A 20,494-nucleotide genomic window follows, 5' to 3' on the forward strand; every position below is an offset into this window, starting at 1 on the left:
GGCTCCGGTTTCAGCAGGGCATGGGTGCGTTGCGGCGGGCGTAGTGCCACCAGGTCACGGCGATGCACACGAGGTAAAAGGCAATGAACACGTACAGCGCGGCATGAGGGCCGCCGGTGAGGGCAATGGAGCTGCCGTAGCTCTTGGGAATGAAGAAGCCGCCGTAGGCCGCCATCGCCGCGGAAAAGCCCAGCGTGGCCGCGGCTTCGGTGTTGCCTTCCCTGGTTGCGCGCTGCACGGCTTCGCGGTCTGACGGGTTGACTTCGCGCAGCTTCGAGTTGAGAAAGATCACGGGGATCATGCGGAACGTCGAGCCGTTGCCGATGCCTGTCGTGAGGAACAGCACGAGAAAGCATGCGAAGAAGCCGCCGAAGCTGCCCGCCGAAGCACCGTTGGGCAGGAACATCAGCACGCCGCCCACGGCACATGCCATGACCACGAAGTTCCACAGCGTGACGCGCGCGCCGCCCAGCTTGTCCGCAAGCCATCCGCCGAACGGCCGCACCGCGGCGCCGACGAGCGGTCCCAGCCAGGCATAAGCGAGCGGATTGACAGCCGGAAACTGGCTCTTGATGAGCAGCGGGAAACCCGCGGCATAGCCGATGAACGAGCCGAAGGTGCCGAGGTAAAGCACGCACATCAGCCAGTTGTGCTTGCGCCGGAAGATCACCGCCTGCTCGGCGAACGATGCCTTGGCTTCCGCAAGATCATTCATGCCGAACCAGGCGGCGAGTGACGCCAACGCAATCCACGGCACCCAGACGAACGCCGCATTCTGCGTCCACACGAGCGTGGTTTGCCCGGCCTTCACGACGCTTTGAGGCTCGCCCGCAAAGATGCCGAAAATGCCTGCTGTCACGACGAGCGGGCTCAGGAACTGCACGACGGAAACGCCGAGGTTGCCGAGTCCCGCATTCACGCCGAGCGCCGACCCCTTGCGCTCCTTCGGAAAGAAGAAGCTGATGTTGGCCATGCTCGAACTGAAATTGCCGCCGCCCAGGCCGCACAGCAGCGCGAGGGCGAGCATCGTCGGATAGGTCGTGGTGTTGTCTTGCACCGCAAAACCGATACCCATGGCGGGAATAAGCAGCGAGGCAGTCGAAATGGCCGTCCAGCGGCGGCCGCCCACGAGCGGCACCATGAACGAATAGAAGATGCGCAGTGTCGCGCCGCTCAGCGCGGGCGCCGCCGCGAGCCAGAACAACTGATTCGTCGAGTAGCGAAAGCCGAGTGCCGGCAGATTCACCGCCACGACGCTCCATACCTGCCAGATTGCGAATGCGAGGAACAACGCGGGGACAGAGATCCACAGGTTGAGCCTGGCAATCGCTTCGCCTTCGCGTTCCCAGAAGGCCTTGTCTTCAGGAGACCAGATCGCGAGCGTGCGACCTGGCCGCGCTGTGATGGGCCGGGAGTTCATTGCAAATCTCCAGTTGAGTGGTCGATCCGTGCGCACGTGCAGGATCGAAGCAGTGCGTTGCGCTGGCGCAGATCGATTGCGAGGCCGGCAATCCACACAGCGACGGAAATGCACAGCATCAGCACCGCGGCGTCCTGCAGCGGCCACGCGTCGAAAATGGGGTTTGGCAAAGCGTTCATCATGTGATGCCTCTTTGAATGACTGAGCATCATTGTCCGCAGGCGCGCTGCGGCTGAATATCCACCGAGTGGGGATCGCCCGCGCGGCATTCGAACTACGCCGTTGCGCACGGCGATAGTCCTGAAGAACTACTGAGCGTTTTGATTGGCCGACGGTTGAGATGGATCAACGTGCGGTACGGTGATAGAGGGTGGCGCGTAGGCTGTGCCGATGGCGCTGCGGTAACGGGCGGGGCCGCGGTCTGGGCCTGCGGTTTCGGCCCGCGTTTTCGCCCCGAGCTTTGGCTTTGAGCCCAAATACGTCTGACGTTTTCGCCCGTCACGGCAACCGCATTCCGCGCTGCCCGATGCGCTCAGGCGGCATCATCGCCGGAACCTCGCCCGGTGCGCCATGTCAATAGAAGATGTCGCGGATTCACCAGGGGATGCCAAATGACTGCCACGCAACCAGGGGCAGTGCCCCTTACCGAACAGGACGCGCGGCGCCAGTTGCGCCGCGCCGTTATCGCCAGCACGATCGGCACCACGATCGAATGGTATGACTTCTTTCTGTACAGCACGGTAACCGGTCTGGTCTTCGCCAAGCTGTACTTTCCACAATCCGATCCGCTCGTCGGCACACTCCAGGCGTTCCTGATCTACGCGGTCGGCTTCATTGCGAGGCCGGTGGGCGCGGCCATTTTCGGGCATTACGGCGACCGCATCGGTCGCAAAGCCACACTCATTGTCACGCTGCTGCTGATGGGGCTCGCCACGTTCGCGGTGGCGTTCGTTCCGACTTATGCATCCATTGGAATCTGGGGCGCGGTGATACTCACGTTGTTGCGCTTCATTCAGGGCGTGGGCGTGGGGGGCGAGTGGGGCGGCTCGGTGCTGATGTCGATGGAATGGGCCCGCACCAACGCGCACCGGGGCTTCGTTGCGTCGTGGCCGCAGTTCGGTGTGCCCGCCGGGCTCTTCCTCGCCAACCTCGCGGTGCTGGCCATGAGCGCCATTTCCGGTGACGCGTTTCTCTCTTGGGGTTGGCGCGTGCCGTTCTTCCTTAGCATCGTGCTGGTGGGAATAGGCCTTTATATTCGACTGAACATTCTTGAGACGCCTATCTTCGCGAAGCTTCTGGCAGAGCGCAAAATCGAAAAGATGCCGATGCTGGAAGTCATCCGCCGTCAGCCGAAAGACATTCTTCTTTCGGCCGTCGCGCGCATGGCGGAACAGGCGCCGTTCTACATTTTCACGGCCTTCGTTTTCACGTATGGCGTGACGACGCTCGGCGTTTCCCGCGACCTGCTGCTGACGGCCGTGCTCGCCGCTTCGGTGCTGGAATTCGGCACGATACCGCTGTTCGGCCACGTGTCCGATCTGATCGGGCGACGCCGCATGTACATCATAGGCGCGGCGGCGGCGGGCCTCTTTGGCTTCCTTTACTTTGCGATGGTCGACACGCGCAATCCCACGTGGATTTTCGTCGCTATCGTGCTCTCGCTGGTGCCGCACTCAATGATGTACGGCCCGCAAGCCGCGTTGATTGCCGAGTCGTTCACAGGACGGCTGCGCTACAGCGGCGCATCACTTGGCTATCAGCTTGCGTCGGTGATCGCAGGCGGCCCTGCTCCGCTGATCGCGACGGCGCTATTCGCTTACTATCACTCAGGCTACGCCATTGCGTTCTATGTATTCCTTTGCGGGGTGCTGAGCGTAATTGCCGCTTCGCGTCTGGGCGACTACACGAACAAGGACATCTCTCAGGAATACGACGAGCCGCAGTCGATGAGCGGCGGCGAGCATGGTCATCGGCATGCCTGAGCGTGGCGGGCAATTCGCTCTTGCGGCATGGAGTGTGGAGATTCACGAGGCAAGTGCTGACAGGCGCGAGCAACAAGAAGCAACCGCAAGCAAGCGCTCACAACCGCTCACAACCGCCGAAAGCCGGACCGTACGCAACCCGCGTTGCCACGGCCCGGCTAATTTTTGCAGTGCGCAGTCTTTTCAACGCTCCGCGCGTGGGACCGGATCAAGCCGCCCGGTAGCGCGGCGCGGGCGTATTCGTCGACAGAAGCGTGGACATCGCGCGGCGCGCGGCGTCGTAATCGTTCCACTTCTCGACCGCATGCAGCGACGGAATCGTGATCAGTTCCCGGCGCTCGAAGCCAACCAGCGCGGCGTCCACCATGTCGTCGGCGGACATCACGATCGACTTGTCGAGATTTTCCAGCGGTAGACCGCCGGTTTGCCAGAACTCGGTGGCGGTCGCGCCCGGCAGAACGGCCTGCACCTGAATGCCCTTGTCGGCCAGTTCATGATGCAGCGACTGGCTGAAGGCCAGCACGAACGCCTTGCTGCCGCCGTACACGCCGTTGAGGATTTCCGGCGCAATCGCGACGATAGACCCAATGTTGATCAACGCCCCCTTGCCGCGCGCGACAAAGCCCGGCACGGCCGCATAAGTGAGCCGCGTCAACGCGCTCACGTTGAGGTCGATCATGCGCTGCATCGCGTCGACGTCGCTGCCCAGAAGCGGCGTATGCGTGCCCACGCCGGCATTATTGACGAGCAGCGTGATACTCGCGTCCTGCTTGAGCTTTGCTTCCACGGCGGCAAGCCCGGCTTTGTCGTTCAGATCCGCGTCCAGTATTTCGACGCTGCGACGCGTTGCGCTCGTGATGCGGCTCGACAGCGCCGCAAGGCGCTCGCGATTGCGGGCGACCAGAATCAGGTCGTAGCCTTGCTTCGCAAGACGGTCCGCATAGATCGCGCCGATGCCCGACGACGCGCCCGTGATCAGCGCGGTGCCCTTGTGTTCTTCAGTCATGGTGTCACTCCTTGCAATACGTTGTGATGGCGTGACATCATTCTGCTCAGTTTTGACGATGTCTCAAATGACATATATCATCATGTTTTCAGACATAGGGGAAAAACGGCATGCATCGCATTGGATATCTGCTGAGCGACGGCTTTCAGGTGATGGCCATTTCCACCCAGTCTGTTTTCGAATATGCGAACCTGGTACTGGGCGAGCCGTTTTACCACGTAGAGAATTTTTCGATGGCGGGCGGTGAGGTGCGTTCGTCGCTCGGCATGAGCATCGGCACGCGGGCGGTAAGCGCGCGTCGCCAGATCGACACGTGGATCGTGGCGGGCGTGAACGATCCGTTGGCGTCGCCCCCGTCAGAAGACGTGCTCGCGTTTCTGCGCAGAACGGGGCCGCGTGCGCGGCGTATCGGTGGCATCTGCACAGGCGGCTTCGTGGTTGCCGGCGCTGGTTTGCTGTCCCAGCGCCGTGCCACCACGCATTGGGCCTATGCGCGCGAAATGCAGAAGCTTTTTGCGGACGTGCGTGTGGAAGACGACCGCATCTACATTGTCGACGGTCCGGTGTGGACGTCAGCCGGCATGACCGCCGGGCTCGACATGGCGCTCGCGATGGTCGAAAAAGATCACGGCGCGGAGGTGGCGCGGTCGGTCGCGCACAAGCTCGTGATGCACCAACGGCGCTCGGGCGGACAGTCGCAGCATTCGGAAATGCTCAAGCTCACGCCGAAGTCGGACCGCATTCAGCGCGCGCTGAACTACGCACGCGAGAACCTGAGCCGGCCGCTTACCGTAGATGAACTTGCCGAGAAGGTGAACCTCAGCCCGCGGCAATTCAGCCGCGTTTTTACGCTGGAAACAGGGCAATCGCCGGCGCGTGCGGTCGAGAGTTTGCGCCTCGAAGCCGCACGCCTGATGGTCGAGCAGAGCCGGCATTCGCTCGACGTCATCGCGAAAGAAACCGGCTTTCGCGACCGGCGGCATCTACGGGAGGCGTTCGTGCGCGGGTTCGGACTCCCCCCGCAGGCAGTGCGCCGTGAGGCGCGCGAGGCGGGTTGACGATACCTGCGCGAGGCAGGCGGGTGTGCGATGTGAGCCGCTTGACGCTTATCTTTATCTGACTTCGCCGGTCGCGCGTTGCGGGCGGCGCACGGCGCGCACCTTGGCGCTATTGCCGCCGCCGCAAAAGAATTGCTCGCCGCCGTCCGATTCGAGGCCCGACACGCCCACGCCCGCCGGCATCTCAACGCTTTCCAGCACTTCGCCAGTGCGCGGATCGACGTGCCGCAGCTCGCTCGCGTCGTCTTCCCAGGTACCGTGCCAGAGTTCTCCGTCGACCCACGTCACGCCCGTCACGAAGCGATTGGACTGGATGGTGGAGAGCACTGCGCCGGTCTCGGGATCGACCTGGTGAATCTTGCGCTCGCGGTACTCGCCGACCCACAGCGAACCCTCGGCCCACGCAAGTCCTGAAGCGCCAGTACCGCCGGGCGCGGGGATGGTCGACAGCACGCGGCCGCTGGCGGGGTCGATCTTGCGGATGCGGCCCTCGGCGATCTGATACAGACGCTGGCCGTCGAAGGCCGTGCCCGCGTCGGCGGCCATCTCGATGCTGCGCAGCGTTTGACCGCTGGCGGGATCGAATGCGTTGAGTGTCTTGCCGGCCGCAATCCAGACGTGCTGGCCGTCATATGTGACGCCGCCCACTTGCTCGACGTCGGGGAAGGGGCCGTATTCACGGATGATGGTGGCGTTCGTTCGGTTCATGGGGTCATCCTAATTGAGCGCGACCGGCGTGGGGAGTAACAACGTTGTCGCGAATCCGGAGGCGGGCGGAGCCATCCAGCGGCGCGCGCGTCCTTGACCGAAAGACTGCGCCTTGCCTGCGGCCGCCAGCGAATCCAGCATGCGCTGCACGGTGCGCTGGCTGGCGCCGAGTGCGAGCGCAAGTGCCGAGCTTGACCACGACTCGCCATCGGCAAGCAGCGCGAGCATGGCCGCATGAGCTTCGTCGACAGGTCGCGCGAGCAGCACCACCGCATGTCCGCGACGCGGTGCCAACGCGAAGCCGTGGCGCGTCGCGTTGATATCGGCCAACCCGGCAAGCAGCGTGCGCAACCGGCCCATTTCGACGCGCAGGCGCGCGCGATGCGAGTCGTCGGCGTGGCGTGTTTTGAAGGCACGCGCGATTAGCGCGTCGCGCGGCACGTCGGCGGGCCACGCTTCGGCAAGCTGGTACGCGAGGTTGAACAATATTGGACGCCGCGTCAGCGAGACTACCGTCGCGGCGCTCTGCACGACGTGGCGGCATGCGTCGACCACGAGCGCGTCCGACGCGAGCACGCCTTCAACTTCGTCAAGCAGCAACAGGCGCTTGTCTGCACCTGCTATCAGACGCGCGGCCGGCAGTTGCAACACATGCGAAGCGTTTTCCACTTCGGCAATCAGCGCGGGAATGCGTGCTTCGTGCGCGGCATGCCGCGCACGGGCAAACGCGAGGCGGGCCGCGGCGGTCTGCAAACGACGCAGCGCGACGCCTGCCACGACGAGTTCATGCGCGGCTCTTAACGCGGGCGGCAACGGCGCGGGATCGAGTGTGTCGAGCATGCGCTCGGCTGCATCGATCTGGCCGATCAGCACAAGCCGCCGCACTTCCAGATAACCGGCGTGCGCTGCGTTGATGCGGTCGCCGTGGGCTGCCAAGGTCGCACGCGCGTCGGCGAGCGCCTTGGCGCGCCACGCAAGATCGCGCGATGCCAGCGCTATCTCCGCCTCCGCAATCACGCAGCGCGCGCGGGCTACCGCCTGCTTCGCGCCAAACGCGCGCGCCGCGCTTCGCACGAGCGTCTTCGCCCGCACCAGATCACCGAGCTGCGCCATCGCGATGCCGCGCAGTGCAAGCGCGTGCGCGTCGTCGCGCAACGCAACGCGCTTCAATGCGCCAAGTGGATCACCCGCCGCGAGCGCCTGCGCCGCAGCCTGAATGAGCGGGTCGGTCTTCATGGAAATCGCGCCACACTTGTCACTCCCACCGTCGGAAAGCCCGGTACTAATCTAGCACGACCGCAAACCAGTACGTCGCGTCGAAACGATCGAGCGACGAAGCAAAACCGAACGGAGAGAGCCATGACCACGACCCATACCACCGGCACCCGCGAGCAATGGCTGGCGGCGCGCCTCGACCTTCTCAAGGCAGAAAAAGAGTTGACGCGCCGCAGCGACGAACTGGCGCGGCGGCGTCAGGAATTGCCGTGGGTTCGCATCGACAAGACATACCGGTTCGAGACCGAAGAGGGCAGTGCGTCGCTCGCCGATCTGTTTGCGGGACGCTCGCAGCTTCTCGTCTATCACTTCATGTTCGGGCCGGACTACAAGGCGGGTTGCCCGTCGTGCTCGTCGATTGCGGACGGGTTCGACGGGTTCGCGGTGCATCTCGCGAACCATGACGTCAGGCTGATGGCGATCTCGCGAGCGCCGCTTGCGAAGCTGCAGGAATACAAGCGGCGCATGGGGTGGACGTTCCCGTGGGCTTCCTCGGCGGGCAGCGACTTCAACTTCGACTTCAACATCGCGTTTACCGAGCAGCAGCAGCGTGAGGGCAGCGTCGAATACAACTATCAGCGTGGGCGTCACGCGATGGACGCAGTGCCGGCGCCCGAGCCTGTGGCACAGTTCGCCGCGACCTGCGGGACGGACCCGTCCACCTACGCGCGCGATCGGCCAGGACTCAGCGCGTTCGTGCTCGAGGACGGCGACGTGTACCACACGTACTCCACCTACGCGCGCGGACTGGACGGCCTGTGGGGCATGTACCAGTGGCTCGACCGCGCGCCGAAGGGGCGCAACGAGACCGGCATCTGGTGGCGCCGTCACGACGAATACGAAAAGCGCTGAGGCGCGTGATGGACCTCGTTCGCGTTAGCGAGTGCGGCGAGCTCGCGCAGGCAAGGACCGGCGCGAGCGTGGATGCGCGCCGTGCGGTCTTTTACGGCGCCTGCGGTTTGGCGTTCGCGATCAGCATGGGGCTCACGGTCGCGGCATGCCTCTCCATGTCGGCGATGGGCGAGATGCCCATGCCCGGCGGCCACACCATGTCGATGATGTGGTTGCCCGTATGCGGGCAGACATGGCCTGCCGTTGCGGCATCGTTCGTCGGCATGTGGATTGCGATGATGGTTGCGATGATGCTGCCGGCGGCTGCGCCTGCCTTGTGGCGCTATGGCGAAGCGCTTCGCAAGGCAGGGCATAAGCGCGTGGCAATGCAAACATGGTTGGCCGCCCTCGCGTATTTCGCCGTCTGGGCTGCGTTGGGCCTGGCCGTGTTCGCGCTCGGCGCGGCCCTCGCAATGTTAGAGATGCGGATACCCGCGGTTTCAAGGGCTATTCCCGTTGTTGGCGGCGCCGTCGTGCTGCTGGCGGGCGCGTTGCAAATGTCCAGCTTGAAGGCGCATTATCTGCACTGCTGCCGGCGCGAGCCGGATTGCGGCCGCGCAGTATTGCGCTCGCGTGCCGCTGCTGCATTACGATACGGTTCGCGCCTCGGCCTGCACTGCTGCTTTTGCTGCGCGGGCCTGACCGCGGTGCTCGTCGTAGCGGGCGTGATGAACCCGCTTGCCATGGCTGCGGTGACGGCTGCCATTACGCTGGAACGGCTCACGCGAGACGGGCGATTCGTCGCGCGAAGTATTGGGCTTGTAGTCGTCGGCATCGGCTTGCTGATGATCGTGCGAGCTGCCGGACTCATATGAATACCTGTTCACAACGCTAAATAAAACAGAATCTGACTAATGACCCGATACGTTGCTCTCCTGCGCGCGGTGAACGTTGGCGGCACCGGCAAGCTGCCTATGGCCGAGTTGCGCAGCATGTGCGAGTCGCTCGGCTTCACTGAGGTTCGAACCTACATTGCGAGCGGCAATGTGGTGTTCGACAGCAAGTTGGCCGAAGCTTCGGTGAAATCCCGGCTCGAGCGTTGCCTCGAGCAGTATGCGGGCAAGGCGGTGGGCGTGGCAGTGCGCACCGGCGCGGAACTCGCGCAGGTGCTGGCTGCGAATCCGTTCAAGTCGGCGGCCTCCAACCGGACCGTGGCGATTTTTCTCGACGCGCCTCCACCTGCTGATGCCCTCGCCCACGCAAGCGGCCAGCGCAATGAAGAAATGGCGCTCGGTACGCGCGAAATATATGTGCTCTACAACGACGGCATGGCGGACACGAAACTCAAGATTCCGGCCGCGAAAACGGGAACCGCGCGCAACATGAACACGGTCGCGAAACTCGTCGAGATGGCGAACGGATAGCGCGGAAAGCAAGGGCGCGTCGGAAACGGCATCTGCATTGCCATTGCCATTGTGATTGCCCTTGCCATCGTTGTCGGCACACATAAAAAAGGCGGCACACAGTGCCGCCCATTCACACGCATGCCCACTGCCGCGTGAGGCGCTTAGCGCACCTTACCCGCCTTCCACGCCGACAACAACTGCTCGTACTTGACCGTCTCGCCCTTCGGCTTTTCGTTGGCGAGCTTCTTCCACGGTGCGTGCTGGTCGGACAACCACTTCGACGGATCGCTCTGCGGATTCAACTCGGGCGCGCAGACCTTCATGCCGGCCCGTTGCAAACGGGACAACACCTGGTCCATTTCCTTCGCGAGGTTATCCATTGCGGCCTGCGGGGTTTTTTCACCGGCGACCGCCGTGCCGACGTTTTTCCACCAGAGCTGCGCCATCTTCGGATAGTCGGGCACGTTGTTGCCGGTCGGCGTCCAGGCGACGCGCGCCGGGCTGCGGTAGAACTCGATCAGACCGCCATACTTGTCCGCGTTCTTCGTGAAGTAGTCGCTATGAATGTCGGAATCGCGAATGAACGTAAGACCGACAATCGACTTTTTCAGCGACACGCTCTTCGACGTCACGAACTGCGCATACAGCCATGCGGCGGCGCGCTGATTGGCCGGCGTCGACTTGAAGAAGGTCCACGAGCCGACGTCCTGATAGCCGTTCTGCATGCCGTCCTTCCAGTACGCACCGTGCGGCGAGGGCGCCATGCGCCACTTCGGTGTGCCGTCCGGATTCGTTACGTTGCCGGGCTTGAGCATCGACGCCGTGAACGCGGTATACCAGAACACCTGCTGCGCGATCCTGCCTTGCGCCGGTACCGGGCCCGCTTCGCTGAAGGTCATGCCGGAGGCTTCGGGCGGCGCGTATTTCTTGAGCCAGTCGATGTATTTGGTGGTCGCGTACACGGCTGCGGGGCTATTGGTGCCGCCGCCGCGCGACACGGACGCGCCGACCGGATGGCAACCGTCCGGCGTCACGCGTATGCCCCATTCGTCCACCGGCAAGCCGTTCGGAATGCCCTTGTCGGCTTCGCCTGCCATGGAAAGCCACGCGTCCGTAAAGCGCCAGCCAAGCGACGGGTCTTTCTTGCCGTAGTCCATATGGCCGTACACCTTTTCGCCGTCGATGGTCTTTACGTCATTGGTAAAGAACTCGGCAATGTCTTCATACGCGGACCAGTTCACCGGCACGCCCAGCTCGTAGCCATACTTTGCCTTGAACTTGTCCTGCAAGTCCTTGCGGGCGAACCAGTCGGCGCGGAACCAGTACAGGTTGGCAAACTGCTGGTCGGGAAGCTGGTAGAGTTTTTTGTCCGGCGCGGTCGTAAAGCTCGTGCCGATAAAGTCCTTCAGATCGAGGCCGGGGTTCGTGTATTCCTTGCCTTCGCCCGCCATGTAATCCGACAGCGGGATGATGACGCCATAGCGATAATGCGTGCCGATCAGATCCGAGTCGGAAATCCAGCCGTCGTAAATGCTTTGGCCCGATTGCATTGAAGTCTGCAACTTCTCGACAACGTCGCCCTCCTGAATGATGTCGTGCTTCACCTGAATGCCGGTGATTTCAGTGAACGCCTTGGCGAGCGTTTTCGATTCGTAGGTGTGCGTGTCGATGGTTTCCGACACCACGTGAATTTCCTTGACGCCTTTTGACTTGAGTTTGTTCGCCGTGTCGATGAACCATTTCATTTCGTCCATCTGCTGCTGCTTTGAAAGCGTGCTCGGCTGAAACTCGCTGTCGACCCATTTCTGCGCTTCAGGCACGCCCGCCATTGCCTGGTTCCCAAAGGCACCCGACACGATGCTTGCCACTGCGAGCGCGACGATCCGTCTCCTCTGTTGCATGGTCTTCTCCTGTGTCCTTCGTGCCCCTTCGATCTTTCCGGCGCCCGCCTGGGGCATCAGCGGAACCGGCAGTTGCGAGTGCTCATTGCGTGAGTGTGTTTTAGCCTTTCCACATGATTGCGAGCAGAACCACTAGCGAGGCCACGAAGCCAGGCCACGAATTCGAGCCTTCGGCACTAATGCCGATCCACGCGAGATTCACGTACGCGGCGGCGAGCAGGCCGATGAAGAGGCGATCGCCGCGCGTCGTCGCAATGGGCAAAAAGCCCTTGCGTTCGTGCGTCGGCGAGCGCAGTTCCCATGCCGTCATGCCCGCCAGCATCACGACGATGCAAACGAAGAAGATCGCCACCTCGGGCGTCCAGTACATCCACGTGAACATCAGACTCTCCCCATCGCGAAGCCCTTCGCGATGTAGTTGCGCACGAAGTAGATCACCAGCGCGCCGGGAACAATGGTGAGCACGCCCGCCGCCGACAGCACGCCCCAGTCCATACCCGCGGCCGACACCGTGCGGGTCATGACCGCCGCAATCGGCTTGGCGTTCACGGAGGTGAGCGTGCGGGCGAGCAGCAGCTCGACCCAGCTGAACATGAAGCAGAAGAACGCCGTTACGCCGACGCCCGACTTGATGAGCGGCAGAAAGATCTTCACGAAGAACGCCGGGAACGTATAGCCGTCGATATACGCCGTTTCGTCGATTTCGCGCGACACGCCCGACATGAAGCCTTCGAGAATCCAGACTGCGAGCGGCACGTTGAACAGCATGTGTGCAAGCGCAACCGCGATATACGTGTCGGTCAGACCCACGCTCGAATAGAGCTGGAAAAAAGGCAGCAGGAACACGGCCGGCGGCGTCATCCGGTTCGTGAGCAGCCAGAAGAACATGTGCTTGTCGCCGAGAAAGCGGTAGCGCGAAAACGCATACGCGGCAGGCAGCGCGACCAGCACCGACATCACCGTGTTCATCAGCACGTAGATGATCGAGTTGATATAACCCCAGTACCAGGACGGGTCCGTGAATATGATCCTGTAGTTCTCGAATGTCACGTGCTGCGGCAGCGTGGCGAACGTCGACATGGTCTCTTCGTTCGTGCGCAGCGAGATAGACAGCATCCAGTAAAGCGGAATCAGCGCGAACGCCATGTAGACCACGAGAACCAGCGTGCGCATCCAGCGGCGCTTATCCTGCATGTTCTTCTCCTTGCGCCGCGGGGCCGCCTTTGCCGACGCGGCTCATCCAGTTATAGAGAATGAAGCACAGCAGCAAAATGATGAGGAAGTAGATCAGCGAGAAAGCCGCAGCCGGGCCCAGGTCGAATTGGCCGACCGCTTTTTGCGTCAGGTACTGGCTCAGGAAGGTTGTCGAGTCGCCGGGACCGCCGCCTGTCAGCACGAACGGCTCGGTGTAGATCATGAAGCTGTCCATGAATCTCAGCAGCACGGCGATCATCAGCACGCCGCGCATTTTCGGCAATTCGATGTAGCGGAACACGGCGAAGCGGCTCGCGCCGTCGATTTCGGCAGCCTGATAGAACGCGTCGGGAATCGCGCGCAAGCCGGCGTAGCACAGCAGCGCGACGAGCGGCGTCCAGTGCCAGATGTCCATCACGAGCACGGTGACCCATGCGGCCGTAGGGCTTGCGGTGTAGTTGTAGTCGAAGCCGAGGCTGTTGAGCCAGTAACCGAGCAGGCCGATATCGGGGCGTCCAAAAATCTGCCAGATGGTGCCGACCACGTTCCATGGAATCAGCAAGGGCATCGCAAGCACCACGAGCGCCGCCGACGCGCGCCAGCCCGAAGCCGGCATGGAAAGCGCGAGACCCACGCCCAACGGAATCTCGAACAGCAGCACGCACGCAGAAAAGATGACCTGCCTGCCGAGCGCGTCGCGCAGGTCCGGATCGGTCATGATGTTGCGAAACCATTCGGTGCCGACAAACACATGCTGTGTCGGACTGATGATGTCCTGCACCGAATAGTTGACGACGGTCATCAGCGGCAGGATCGCGGAAAACGCCACGCAGATGAACACCGGCACGACAAGGAGCCACGCTTTCTGATTGACGGGCTTGTTCATCGCGCGACCCCTTCGGAGATGCGTGTGCCGATTCTTTCGTCGTTGCAGAAGAACACCGTTTCGGGCGCGGCCACGCGCAGCCAGGCGGGGCCGTCGACTACGCGCAGATGCGGTTCCAGCTTCGCGTTAAAGACGTGGCCGTCGCATTGCGCGGTGACGAGCTGATAGTTGCCAAGCTGCTGCGCGCGCAGCACCTGAACCTGCACGGCGCCCGCTTCGCGTTCGGTCGCAAGCCGCACGAACTCGGGACGAATGCCCAAGGTCAGCGCGCCGTTTGCGTGTGCATGTGCGTCCTTGAGCGTCGTGAGCGTGGCGGTGTCGAGCGCGAGGCGTTGCGAGCCGATTCGCGCGCCTTCGGCATCCAGTTCGAGCGGACAGAGGTTCATGCCCGGGCTGCCGATGAAGTAGCCGACAAACGCATGATCCGGCCGCAGAAACAGCGCGTCGGCACCGCCCTTCTGAACGATGCGGCCGTTGGTCATGACCACGACTTCATCGGCGAAGGTAAGGGCCTCGACCTGGTCGTGCGTGACGTAGATGAGCGTGAGCTTGAGTTGCTGATGGATCTTCTTCAACTGCCGGCGCAGCATCCATTTCATGGCCGGGTCGATCACGGTGAGCGGTTCGTCGAACAGAATTGCCGCAACGTCCTGGCGCGCGAGGCCCCGACCCAGCGATATCTTCTGCTTCGCGTCCGCTGCCAGATTGCTGGCCTTGTGGGGGAGCTCGCGTGTCATGTCGAGAATCTCAGCCACTTCGTGCACGCGCTTTTTCACTTCCGTTGCCGGCATCTTGCGGTTGCGCAGCGGAAAAGCGAGGTTGTCGAACACGCTCATCGTGTCGTAGATCACCGGGAACTGGAACACTTGGGCGATGTTGCGCTCGCGTGCACTGAGCGCAGTCACGTCGCGCCCGTCGAACAGCACCTTGCCCTCTGACGGTTTGACGAGACCCGAGACGATATTCAGCAGTGTGGTCTTGCCGCACCCCGACGGCCCGAGCAGCGCATAAGCGCCGCCGTCTTCCCACACCATGCTCATGGGTTGCAGCGCGTAATCGTCCAGCGTCGCGGGATTCGGCCGGTACGCGTGGGCGAGATCGTGGAATTCAATGCGCGCCATAAGCGGCCTCCGGGCTGGACACCAGCTTTGTATCCGCGCCGAACACAAAGAGTTCGTCCGGGTCGATGAAAACGTCGAGACGAGTGCCGAGTTCGATCTGATGCACGCCCTGCAATTGCGCAACCAGGTCAATGCTGCCCGTCAGCGTGCGCAGGTGCAGATAGGTCTCCGAGCCGCTCAGTTCTGCGAGTTCGAGCCGGCATGGAATGGCCAGCGCGTTGGCGGACTTCGCCTGAAGACGCAGATGTCCCGGCCGGATGCCGATGCGGCACTTGCCGTTTGCCGTGGTGCTCGTGCGGACAGGAACCTCGATGCCGACAGGCAGACGCGCACTGCCGTTTCCGCTTAGCTCGCTCGTCAGCATGTTCATGGGCGGGTCGTTGAAGACGGCCGCGGCGTCCACGTTGACGGGCGCGTTGTAGACGTCGAGCGTGGGACCGAATTGCAGCACGCGGCCTTTATCCACGACCGCGGTATGGCCGCCGAGCAGCAGCGCTTCGAGTGGCTCGGTGGTTGCGTACACCACGGTCGTCTTGCCGTCGGCAAAAAGCGTTGTCAGCTCCATGCGCAGTTCCTCGCGCAGTTTGTAGTCGAGGTTCACGAGCGGTTCGTCGAGCAGCACGAGTGAAGTGCGCTTGACGAGCGCCCGCGCGAGCGCGCAGCGCTGCTGTTGTCCGCCCGAGAGCTCGTTTGGCCGCCGCTCCAGCAGATGCTCGATATGCAGTTTGGCCGCGACTTCCAGCACGCGCCGGCGAATTTCCGCGGAGTCGGTCTTCTGCAACCTGAGCGGCGAGGCGATGTTCTCGAACACCGTCATCGCCGGGTAATTGATGAACTGCTGGTAGACCATGGCCAGGTTGCGCTGGCGTACGCTGACGCCTGTCACGTCCTGACCGTGGACCAGCACGCGGCCCGAATTCGGGCGGTCCAGCCCGGCCATGACACGCATGAGCGTAGTTTTGCCCGCCTGGGTGGGGCCGAGCAGCACATTGATGGCGCCTGGGACAAGACGCAAATTCACGCCGTACAGATACGGTTGCCCGCCAGAAACGACACTGACTTGCTCCAGTTCCAGGACCAAATTGCTCTCCTTCAGGCGCGCGAGACACCGGCCGCAAAGCGGGCTTTACGGCGATATCGATTGGTTGCACTTGGATTACACGCAGCAGACAGAATTTCCCTTTTGTTGGTTTGCGTTTAAATCGGGGTTAACCTTACGAAAGGGGGAAATAGAGAACCTCGTCGACACGGGTTTCCGTAAGGGTTGCGTTTCGCCCTTTTGCTGCGGCGCCCGCGCCCAACAATTGGGAAGTCGATAGCCGCCACCGTATGGCCGAATTAACCTTTTGAACGGTGTTTACGTAATAATCGGACGCACGCTGCCAGCTCCGATCCCTTCACCAACAAAAATGCGTAGGTCATGGCTTTTAGTGAACCAAGGTCTCCATTTTTCAGGTGGATCGTCTCGTCCGCTCAAAACCTGAGCGCCGAGAACCGGCAGATACTTCTCGCCAATCTTTTCACGCGCACGGCATCCATTGTTTTTGCGTCGGTATGCGAAATCAGTGTTTGCGTGACCGCTTACTACCTGCACCCGAGCCTGCTGTACGCCACGTGGACGGGCGCGGTGGTCGCGCTGCTGATCGTGCGTCTGGCACTGATCTGGGCATGCCGCCGCCGTAGTGCGCGCAACCTGCCGACCCCTACCTCGGCATTCCTGCTGGCAAGCATTCTGTGGAGCGCGCTGTTTGGCTTTGGCGCGCTGCTGTGCAATATCAGCGCGGACCCCACGCTCTTTCTGCTGGGCAATGTGTGCGCGGTCGGCGTTGTCGGCGGACTCGCGGGACGTAATGCAGCCACGCCGCGGCTCGTGTTGCTGCAGATTTTCTTTATTCTCGGTTTGCTCGGCGTAGGCGCGGCGCTCTCGCCAGGTTCGGGGAAGCTGGTGCTGCTCTTTCAGGCGCCGTTTTGCGCGGCCGGTTTCCTGACCGTGGCACTGCGCAGCAATCGCGACACCGTGGCCCTGCTGCTCGCACGCGAGACCAGCCAGCGCCTCGCGCATCACGACAGCCTTACCGGATTGCCCAATCGTGCCCGCATCAACGAATTGCTGCTTGAGCGCACAGCGCTCAACGCTTCGCAGCGCGACAAATTGTTCGCTGTTCTACTGATCGACCTGGACGGCTTCAAGGCCATTAACGATAGTCTGGGGCATGCCGCCGGGGACCAGATTCTGCAGGAAGCCGCGCTTCGCCTGCGTGAAGCGATACCCGCTACCGATATTGTCGGGCGCCTTGCCGGCGATGAATTCGTGGTGATTTCAGAAGCGCCCGACCCATCGCGCGACGTGCGGCTGCTCGCGGACAGCATTGTGAAGACACTGGCGCGGCCTTTCGCACTGAGCGAGGCGCTCGTGCATATCGGCGCGAGCGTAGGCGTGGCGCTGTATCCGGAGCACGCTTCGACCGGGCCGCAGTTGCTGATCTGCGCCGACCGCGCGCTGTACGCCGTCAAGCGCAGCGGCAAGAGCGCTTACGCGATTTTCGACGCCGAACAGCATGTCTCCGACGAAAGCCTGAGCCTGTTGCGCAGCGACCTCGAAGGTGCGTTGCGCACGTTCGGCGGCTTGCGCATGGAGTATCAGCCGATCGTGGATCTCGCAAGCGGAGTCGTGACGGGCCGCGAGGCGCTGATTCGCTGGACACATCCGACGCGCGGCGAACTTTCGCCGTCCGCGTTCATTCCCACGGCGGAGCGCACCGGCCTGATACTCGCGCTCGGCGAGTGGGCGTTGCTGCAGTCATGCAAGGAAGCGGCGATGTGGCGCGACAAGGTGCCGGTTGCGGTCAACGTGTCGCCGGTGCAGTTGCGCGAGGAAACGTTCGCCTCGATCGTGGCGAGCGTGCTTCGCAAAACACGCTTGCCGCCGGAGCGTCTGAACATAGAAGTGACCGAGACCGTGCTGCTGAATGACGACGTGGTGACGCGGCGCAATATCTCGCGGTTGCGTGCACTTGGCATTGGTATCGCGCTGGACGATTTCGGCACCGGCTTCTCGACTATGTCCACGCTCGTGCGCTTTACGTTCGACGAGCTGAAAATTGACAGTTCGTTCGTCAAGGAGTCCGTGCATCGTCGCGAATCTGCGGCGGTGGTGCGCGGAATCGTTGCATTGGCGCGTGAGATCGGCATGCCGACCACCGCGGAAGGCATCGAAACGCAGGAACAACTCGATTTCGTGCGCCGCTCCGGCTGCACGCACGCCCAAGGCTTCCTGCTTGGCAGGCCGGTGCAGGGCAGCGAAATCGCGCGCATCGAAGAGAAGCTGCCCGCACAGTCCGTGGACGAGGCGTAAACGGCCGGCGCTTTCGCCTCGATGCAGCACTCACATCGACCGGGAGGAACACGTGGATTCGACCTTGAAATTCCAGCTTCGGCTCACTGTCGCGCCGGAACTGGCAGAAGCGCTGCGCGCCGACGCTTCCGGCGCGGCGCACAAGGAGCTTGAACGGATATTGCATCGGCACGACGCCAGCGTGAAGTGCCAGTACGACGCGTTCGCGGACTACGTGAGCGAGGCTGAGCGCGACGGCATCGAGCAGTATCCGCTTTACCAGTGGACGCGCGACACAATCGAAAATCCACAAAAGAAGGCAAAGTATTTGCGCTCGTTTACGGTCTACGTGAAGGGCGAGCAGATCTACGAAAAGCAGGTGGCTGATGCGATGGAGACCGAACTATCGGAGCTCGTGAGCGAACACGGCATTCAAGCCGTCTCGAAGTTCGATACGAATCCCGCCAACAACCCGCAGCCACCGCAGCGTTAATCGCGAGGTCGTTAGTGCCCGGCGTCCGGCGCCTCGCGTTTGGGCTTTTCATTCAACTGTCACCGTTTCGCGACTAGGATCGCTGGTCAAAAGCCGCCAGTTCTTCCTACCCACAAACACTGACATGTCGAATACAAAAAACGCTAAGGCCTCGCCAGCCGATCAGGGCGCTTCCATCGTTTCGCGTCGCGGGTTTCTGAAGTTCGCTGGCGCATCCGGTCTGGCCGGCGCGGCCAATGCGCTGTCGACGGCACGCGCCGCGAGCAGCGCAGCGGACGGTACGCCCGAACAGGTCCATCTGACCTGGGGCAACGATCCCTCGAGTGAAGTGACGGTGTCGTGGGCGTCGCTCGCGGCGGCCGTCAAGCCGCATCTGCGACTGGGCCGCTCGGGCGGTCAGAAGCACATTGTGCATGGCGTGCAGACCACCTACACCGACGGCCTGAATGGTGACGTCGTGTTCAACTATCATGCGCGTCTGCGTGGTCTCGAGCCGGATACGAACTACGAGTACGAGGTCACGGCCGAAAACGACAGCCACGCAGCGCAGCCCTTCACCGGCCGCTTTCGCACTGCGCCGCGCGGACGCGCGCCGTTTCGCTGGACGAGCTATGGCGACCTCGCGACACCGAACACCGGCTGGGTTCTGTCGTCGCCGCAAAGCCGCTTTGCGGTCCAGGCGGTCGAGCGTTTTCAGCCGCTCTTCCATCTGCTCAACGGCGACCTGTGCTACGCCAATCTGAACCCCACGCAGCAGCCGCAGGTGTGGCGCGACTTTGGCAACAACTGCCAGAGCTCGGCGGCGAATCGTCCGTGGATGCCGTGCCCGGGCAACCATGAAATCGAATTCCACAACGGCGAGCAAGGGTTCGCATCGTATCTCGCGCGCTATGCGCTGCCCGACAATCACACGCATTTTCAGGGGCGCTGGTACAGCTTCCGCGTGAGTTCGGTACTGTTTATTTCGCTCGATGCCGACGACGTCGTCTATCAGGACGCCGCCGCGTTCGTGGCCGGACCCAATCCGCTCGTGCCGGCGGCCAGCACCGGCAATCCGCCGATCGAGCCGGGCACGTCCTTCTACGTGCGCGGCTACAGCGGCGGCGAACAGACGCGTTGGCTCGAAAAGACGCTGCGCCACGCAGCGGGCGACGACGACATCGACTGGATCGTCGTGCAGATGCATCAGGACGCGCTCAGTTCGTCGAAGACGGGCAACGGCTCGGATAAGGGCATCCGCGAGGCGTGGCTGCCGCTGTTCGACCGCTACGGCGTGGACCTCGTGCTGTGCGGCCACGACCACGACTACGAGCGCAGCTACCCGGTTCGCGGCTGCAATCATCACAAGGGCACCGACATCGCAACAGGCCAGCCGGTCGATACCTTGCAGCCGAAGCCGGTCATGTCGGCCATCTCCGCAGGCGCATCCACCTTCGACACGAGCCAGGGCACGATCCACCTGATTCTCGGCGGCGGCGGCACGAGCGCGCCGCTCGACGTGTATGGCGTGGATGCAGGCACCGGTTTGCCGCAAGCGCGTATTTTCACGCGGCCCAATCGTCCGGTGGCGGGCACGACGGCGGGCACCTTCGTGCGGGCAGGCGCCGATGCCGTGGAAGACGCGATCTGGTCCGCGCAACGCGATACGGGTACGGGCTACGGCATTGCCGTGTTCGATCACGACCCGGGTCACGCGGGCGGCGAGACCACCATTACGATGAACTACTACCACGCGCCCGGCGCCGATCAAACACCGACCGCTAACTACGAACTGTTCGAAACGATCCAGTTGAAGAAGAAGCGCAAGCGTTGAGCGCAGCGGGCATCAAGAGGTAAAAATGACGGCGCCATCATTTGTTACACGTCTTACCGGTAAGCC

At 62.6% G+C, this 20,494-nt stretch carries 19 protein-coding genes; 8 read left to right on the forward strand and 11 right to left on the reverse strand.

Annotation, left to right across the window (positions count from 1 at the left end; translation table 11 throughout):
- Positions 1 to 10: 10 nt before the first annotated feature.
- Positions 11 to 1,420: a NarK family nitrate/nitrite MFS transporter gene (locus JNB89_RS25690; protein WP_220364088.1), complete on the reverse strand. Its 1,410-nt coding sequence runs from the start codon at positions 1,418 to 1,420 to the stop codon at positions 11 to 13.
- Entirely contained in the window at positions 1,417 to 1,602 is a 186-nt protein-coding gene (locus JNB89_RS25695; RefSeq protein ID WP_220364090.1) for a hypothetical protein, read from the reverse strand. The genes JNB89_RS25690 and JNB89_RS25695 overlap by 4 nt, the downstream gene beginning before the upstream one ends.
- A gap of 429 nt (positions 1,603 to 2,031) precedes the next feature.
- Here JNB89_RS25695 and JNB89_RS25700 point away from each other — a divergent pair, with 429 nt between their 5' ends.
- On the forward strand, positions 2,032 to 3,402 hold the full coding sequence (locus JNB89_RS25700; protein ID WP_220364091.1) for an MFS transporter: 1,371 nt from the start codon (positions 2,032 to 2,034) through the stop codon (positions 3,400 to 3,402).
- A 208-nt stretch (positions 3,403 to 3,610) separates the two neighbouring features.
- Here the strand turns inward: JNB89_RS25700 and JNB89_RS25705 are convergent, their stop codons facing one another.
- The gene (locus tag JNB89_RS25705) at positions 3,611 to 4,408 is read right to left on the reverse strand and encodes an SDR family NAD(P)-dependent oxidoreductase (protein WP_220364092.1); all 798 of its coding nucleotides are present in this window, start codon (positions 4,406 to 4,408) and stop codon (positions 3,611 to 3,613) included.
- A gap of 110 nt (positions 4,409 to 4,518) precedes the next feature.
- On the opposite strand from JNB89_RS25705, the gene JNB89_RS25710 reads away from it, so the two are divergent.
- A complete protein-coding gene (locus tag JNB89_RS25710; protein WP_220364093.1) occupies positions 4,519 to 5,466 on the forward strand; it encodes a GlxA family transcriptional regulator in 948 nt (315 codons plus the stop codon).
- Positions 5,467 to 5,520: 54 nt separating this feature from the next.
- Here the strand turns inward: JNB89_RS25710 and JNB89_RS25715 are convergent, their stop codons facing one another.
- Complete coding sequence (locus JNB89_RS25715) at positions 5,521 to 6,174, reverse strand: Vgb family protein (RefSeq protein ID WP_220364094.1); 654 nt, start codon at positions 6,172 to 6,174, stop codon at positions 5,521 to 5,523.
- Between the two features lie 9 nt (positions 6,175 to 6,183).
- Positions 6,184 to 7,410, reverse strand: coding sequence for a helix-turn-helix domain-containing protein (locus JNB89_RS25720; protein ID WP_220364095.1), 1,227 nt, complete (start codon positions 7,408 to 7,410; stop codon positions 6,184 to 6,186).
- Between the two features lie 123 nt (positions 7,411 to 7,533).
- Here JNB89_RS25720 and JNB89_RS25725 point away from each other — a divergent pair, with 123 nt between their 5' ends.
- The 3 genes from JNB89_RS25725 to JNB89_RS25735 are packed head-to-tail and all read left to right on the forward strand — an operon-like array spanning position 7,534 to position 9,704.
- The gene (locus tag JNB89_RS25725; protein ID WP_220364096.1) at positions 7,534 to 8,301 is read left to right on the forward strand and encodes a DUF899 domain-containing protein; all 768 of its coding nucleotides are present in this window, start codon (positions 7,534 to 7,536) and stop codon (positions 8,299 to 8,301) included.
- A gap of 8 nt (positions 8,302 to 8,309) precedes the next feature.
- On the forward strand, positions 8,310 to 9,155 hold the full coding sequence (locus tag JNB89_RS25730) for a DUF2182 domain-containing protein (RefSeq protein WP_220364097.1): 846 nt from the start codon (positions 8,310 to 8,312) through the stop codon (positions 9,153 to 9,155).
- A 39-nt stretch (positions 9,156 to 9,194) separates the two neighbouring features.
- Positions 9,195 to 9,704 (forward strand): DUF1697 domain-containing protein, encoded by a 510-nt coding sequence (locus JNB89_RS25735; protein ID WP_220364098.1) that lies wholly within the window; start codon positions 9,195 to 9,197, stop codon positions 9,702 to 9,704.
- 143 nt (positions 9,705 to 9,847) lie between these two features.
- On the opposite strand, the gene JNB89_RS25740 is transcribed toward JNB89_RS25735, so the two are convergent.
- From JNB89_RS25740 to JNB89_RS25765, 6 genes are all read right to left on the reverse strand, one after another.
- Positions 9,848 to 11,587 carry an ABC transporter substrate-binding protein gene (locus JNB89_RS25740; RefSeq protein ID WP_013342307.1) on the reverse strand — a complete coding sequence of 580 codons (1,740 nt, stop codon included), beginning with the start codon at positions 11,585 to 11,587 and terminating at the stop codon, positions 9,848 to 9,850.
- 100 nt (positions 11,588 to 11,687) lie between these two features.
- Positions 11,688 to 11,969: a DUF2160 domain-containing protein gene (locus JNB89_RS25745; RefSeq protein ID WP_013342308.1), complete on the reverse strand. Its 282-nt coding sequence runs from the start codon at positions 11,967 to 11,969 to the stop codon at positions 11,688 to 11,690.
- Complete coding sequence (locus JNB89_RS25750) at positions 11,969 to 12,781, reverse strand: carbohydrate ABC transporter permease (RefSeq protein ID WP_013342309.1); 813 nt, start codon at positions 12,779 to 12,781, stop codon at positions 11,969 to 11,971. Before JNB89_RS25750 ends, JNB89_RS25745 begins: the two co-directional genes overlap by 1 nt.
- Entirely contained in the window at positions 12,771 to 13,667 is an 897-nt protein-coding gene (locus tag JNB89_RS25755; protein WP_013342310.1) for a carbohydrate ABC transporter permease, read from the reverse strand. The genes JNB89_RS25750 and JNB89_RS25755 overlap by 11 nt, the downstream gene beginning before the upstream one ends.
- Entirely contained in the window at positions 13,664 to 14,788 is a 1,125-nt protein-coding gene (locus tag JNB89_RS25760; RefSeq protein ID WP_220364099.1) for an ABC transporter ATP-binding protein, read from the reverse strand. The genes JNB89_RS25755 and JNB89_RS25760 overlap by 4 nt, the downstream gene beginning before the upstream one ends.
- Entirely contained in the window at positions 14,775 to 15,869 is a 1,095-nt protein-coding gene (locus tag JNB89_RS25765; RefSeq protein WP_220364100.1) for an ABC transporter ATP-binding protein, read from the reverse strand. Before JNB89_RS25765 ends, JNB89_RS25760 begins: the two co-directional genes overlap by 14 nt.
- A 339-nt stretch (positions 15,870 to 16,208) precedes the next feature.
- On the opposite strand from JNB89_RS25765, the gene JNB89_RS25770 reads away from it, so the two are divergent.
- The 3 genes from JNB89_RS25770 (at position 16,209) to JNB89_RS25780 (ending at position 20,428) form a co-directional block, all read left to right on the forward strand.
- Entirely contained in the window at positions 16,209 to 18,143 is a 1,935-nt protein-coding gene (locus JNB89_RS25770; protein WP_220364102.1) for a putative bifunctional diguanylate cyclase/phosphodiesterase, read from the forward strand.
- Positions 18,144 to 18,195: 52 nt separating this feature from the next.
- Positions 18,196 to 18,615 carry a hypothetical protein gene (locus JNB89_RS25775; RefSeq protein WP_220364103.1) on the forward strand — a complete coding sequence of 140 codons (420 nt, stop codon included), beginning with the start codon at positions 18,196 to 18,198 and terminating at the stop codon, positions 18,613 to 18,615.
- 124 nt (positions 18,616 to 18,739) lie between these two features.
- Positions 18,740 to 20,428 (forward strand): purple acid phosphatase family protein, encoded by a 1,689-nt coding sequence (locus JNB89_RS25780; protein ID WP_220364104.1) that lies wholly within the window; start codon positions 18,740 to 18,742, stop codon positions 20,426 to 20,428.
- The last annotated feature ends 66 nt before the right edge of the window (positions 20,429 to 20,494 follow it).

The sequence above is a fragment of the Paraburkholderia phenoliruptrix genome (assembly GCF_019511605.1).
GTDB lineage: Bacteria > Pseudomonadota > Gammaproteobacteria > Burkholderiales > Burkholderiaceae > Paraburkholderia > Paraburkholderia phenoliruptrix_A.

What these genes read in the sequence shown, in the direction of transcription:
- JNB89_RS25690 (WP_220364088.1), bottom strand. Translation starts at nt 1,420, where the DNA reads ATGAACTCCCGGCCCATCACAGCGCGGCCAGGTCGCACGCTCGCGATC.
- JNB89_RS25695 (WP_220364090.1), bottom strand. Translation starts at nt 1,602, where the DNA reads ATGATGAACGCTTTGCCAAACCCCATTTTCGACGCGTGGCCGCTGCAG.
- JNB89_RS25700 (WP_220364091.1), top strand. Translation starts at nt 2,032, where the DNA reads ATGACTGCCACGCAACCAGGGGCAGTGCCCCTTACCGAACAGGACGCG.
- JNB89_RS25705 (WP_220364092.1), bottom strand. Translation starts at nt 4,408, where the DNA reads ATGACTGAAGAACACAAGGGCACCGCGCTGATCACGGGCGCGTCGTCG.
- JNB89_RS25710 (WP_220364093.1), top strand. Translation starts at nt 4,519, where the DNA reads ATGCATCGCATTGGATATCTGCTGAGCGACGGCTTTCAGGTGATGGCC.
- JNB89_RS25715 (WP_220364094.1), bottom strand. Translation starts at nt 6,174, where the DNA reads ATGAACCGAACGAACGCCACCATCATCCGTGAATACGGCCCCTTCCCC.
- JNB89_RS25720 (WP_220364095.1), bottom strand. Translation starts at nt 7,410, where the DNA reads ATGAAGACCGACCCGCTCATTCAGGCTGCGGCGCAGGCGCTCGCGGCG.
- JNB89_RS25725 (WP_220364096.1), top strand. Translation starts at nt 7,534, where the DNA reads ATGACCACGACCCATACCACCGGCACCCGCGAGCAATGGCTGGCGGCG.
- JNB89_RS25730 (WP_220364097.1), top strand. Translation starts at nt 8,310, where the DNA reads ATGGACCTCGTTCGCGTTAGCGAGTGCGGCGAGCTCGCGCAGGCAAGG.
- JNB89_RS25735 (WP_220364098.1), top strand. Translation starts at nt 9,195, where the DNA reads ATGACCCGATACGTTGCTCTCCTGCGCGCGGTGAACGTTGGCGGCACC.
- JNB89_RS25740 (WP_013342307.1), bottom strand. Translation starts at nt 11,587, where the DNA reads ATGCAACAGAGGAGACGGATCGTCGCGCTCGCAGTGGCAAGCATCGTG.
- JNB89_RS25745 (WP_013342308.1), bottom strand. Translation starts at nt 11,969, where the DNA reads ATGTTCACGTGGATGTACTGGACGCCCGAGGTGGCGATCTTCTTCGTT.
- JNB89_RS25750 (WP_013342309.1), bottom strand. Translation starts at nt 12,781, where the DNA reads ATGCAGGATAAGCGCCGCTGGATGCGCACGCTGGTTCTCGTGGTCTAC.
- JNB89_RS25755 (WP_013342310.1), bottom strand. Translation starts at nt 13,667, where the DNA reads ATGAACAAGCCCGTCAATCAGAAAGCGTGGCTCCTTGTCGTGCCGGTG.
- JNB89_RS25760 (WP_220364099.1), bottom strand. Translation starts at nt 14,788, where the DNA reads ATGGCGCGCATTGAATTCCACGATCTCGCCCACGCGTACCGGCCGAAT.
- JNB89_RS25770 (WP_220364102.1), top strand. Translation starts at nt 16,209, where the DNA reads ATGGCTTTTAGTGAACCAAGGTCTCCATTTTTCAGGTGGATCGTCTCG.
- JNB89_RS25780 (WP_220364104.1), top strand. Translation starts at nt 18,740, where the DNA reads ATGTCGAATACAAAAAACGCTAAGGCCTCGCCAGCCGATCAGGGCGCT.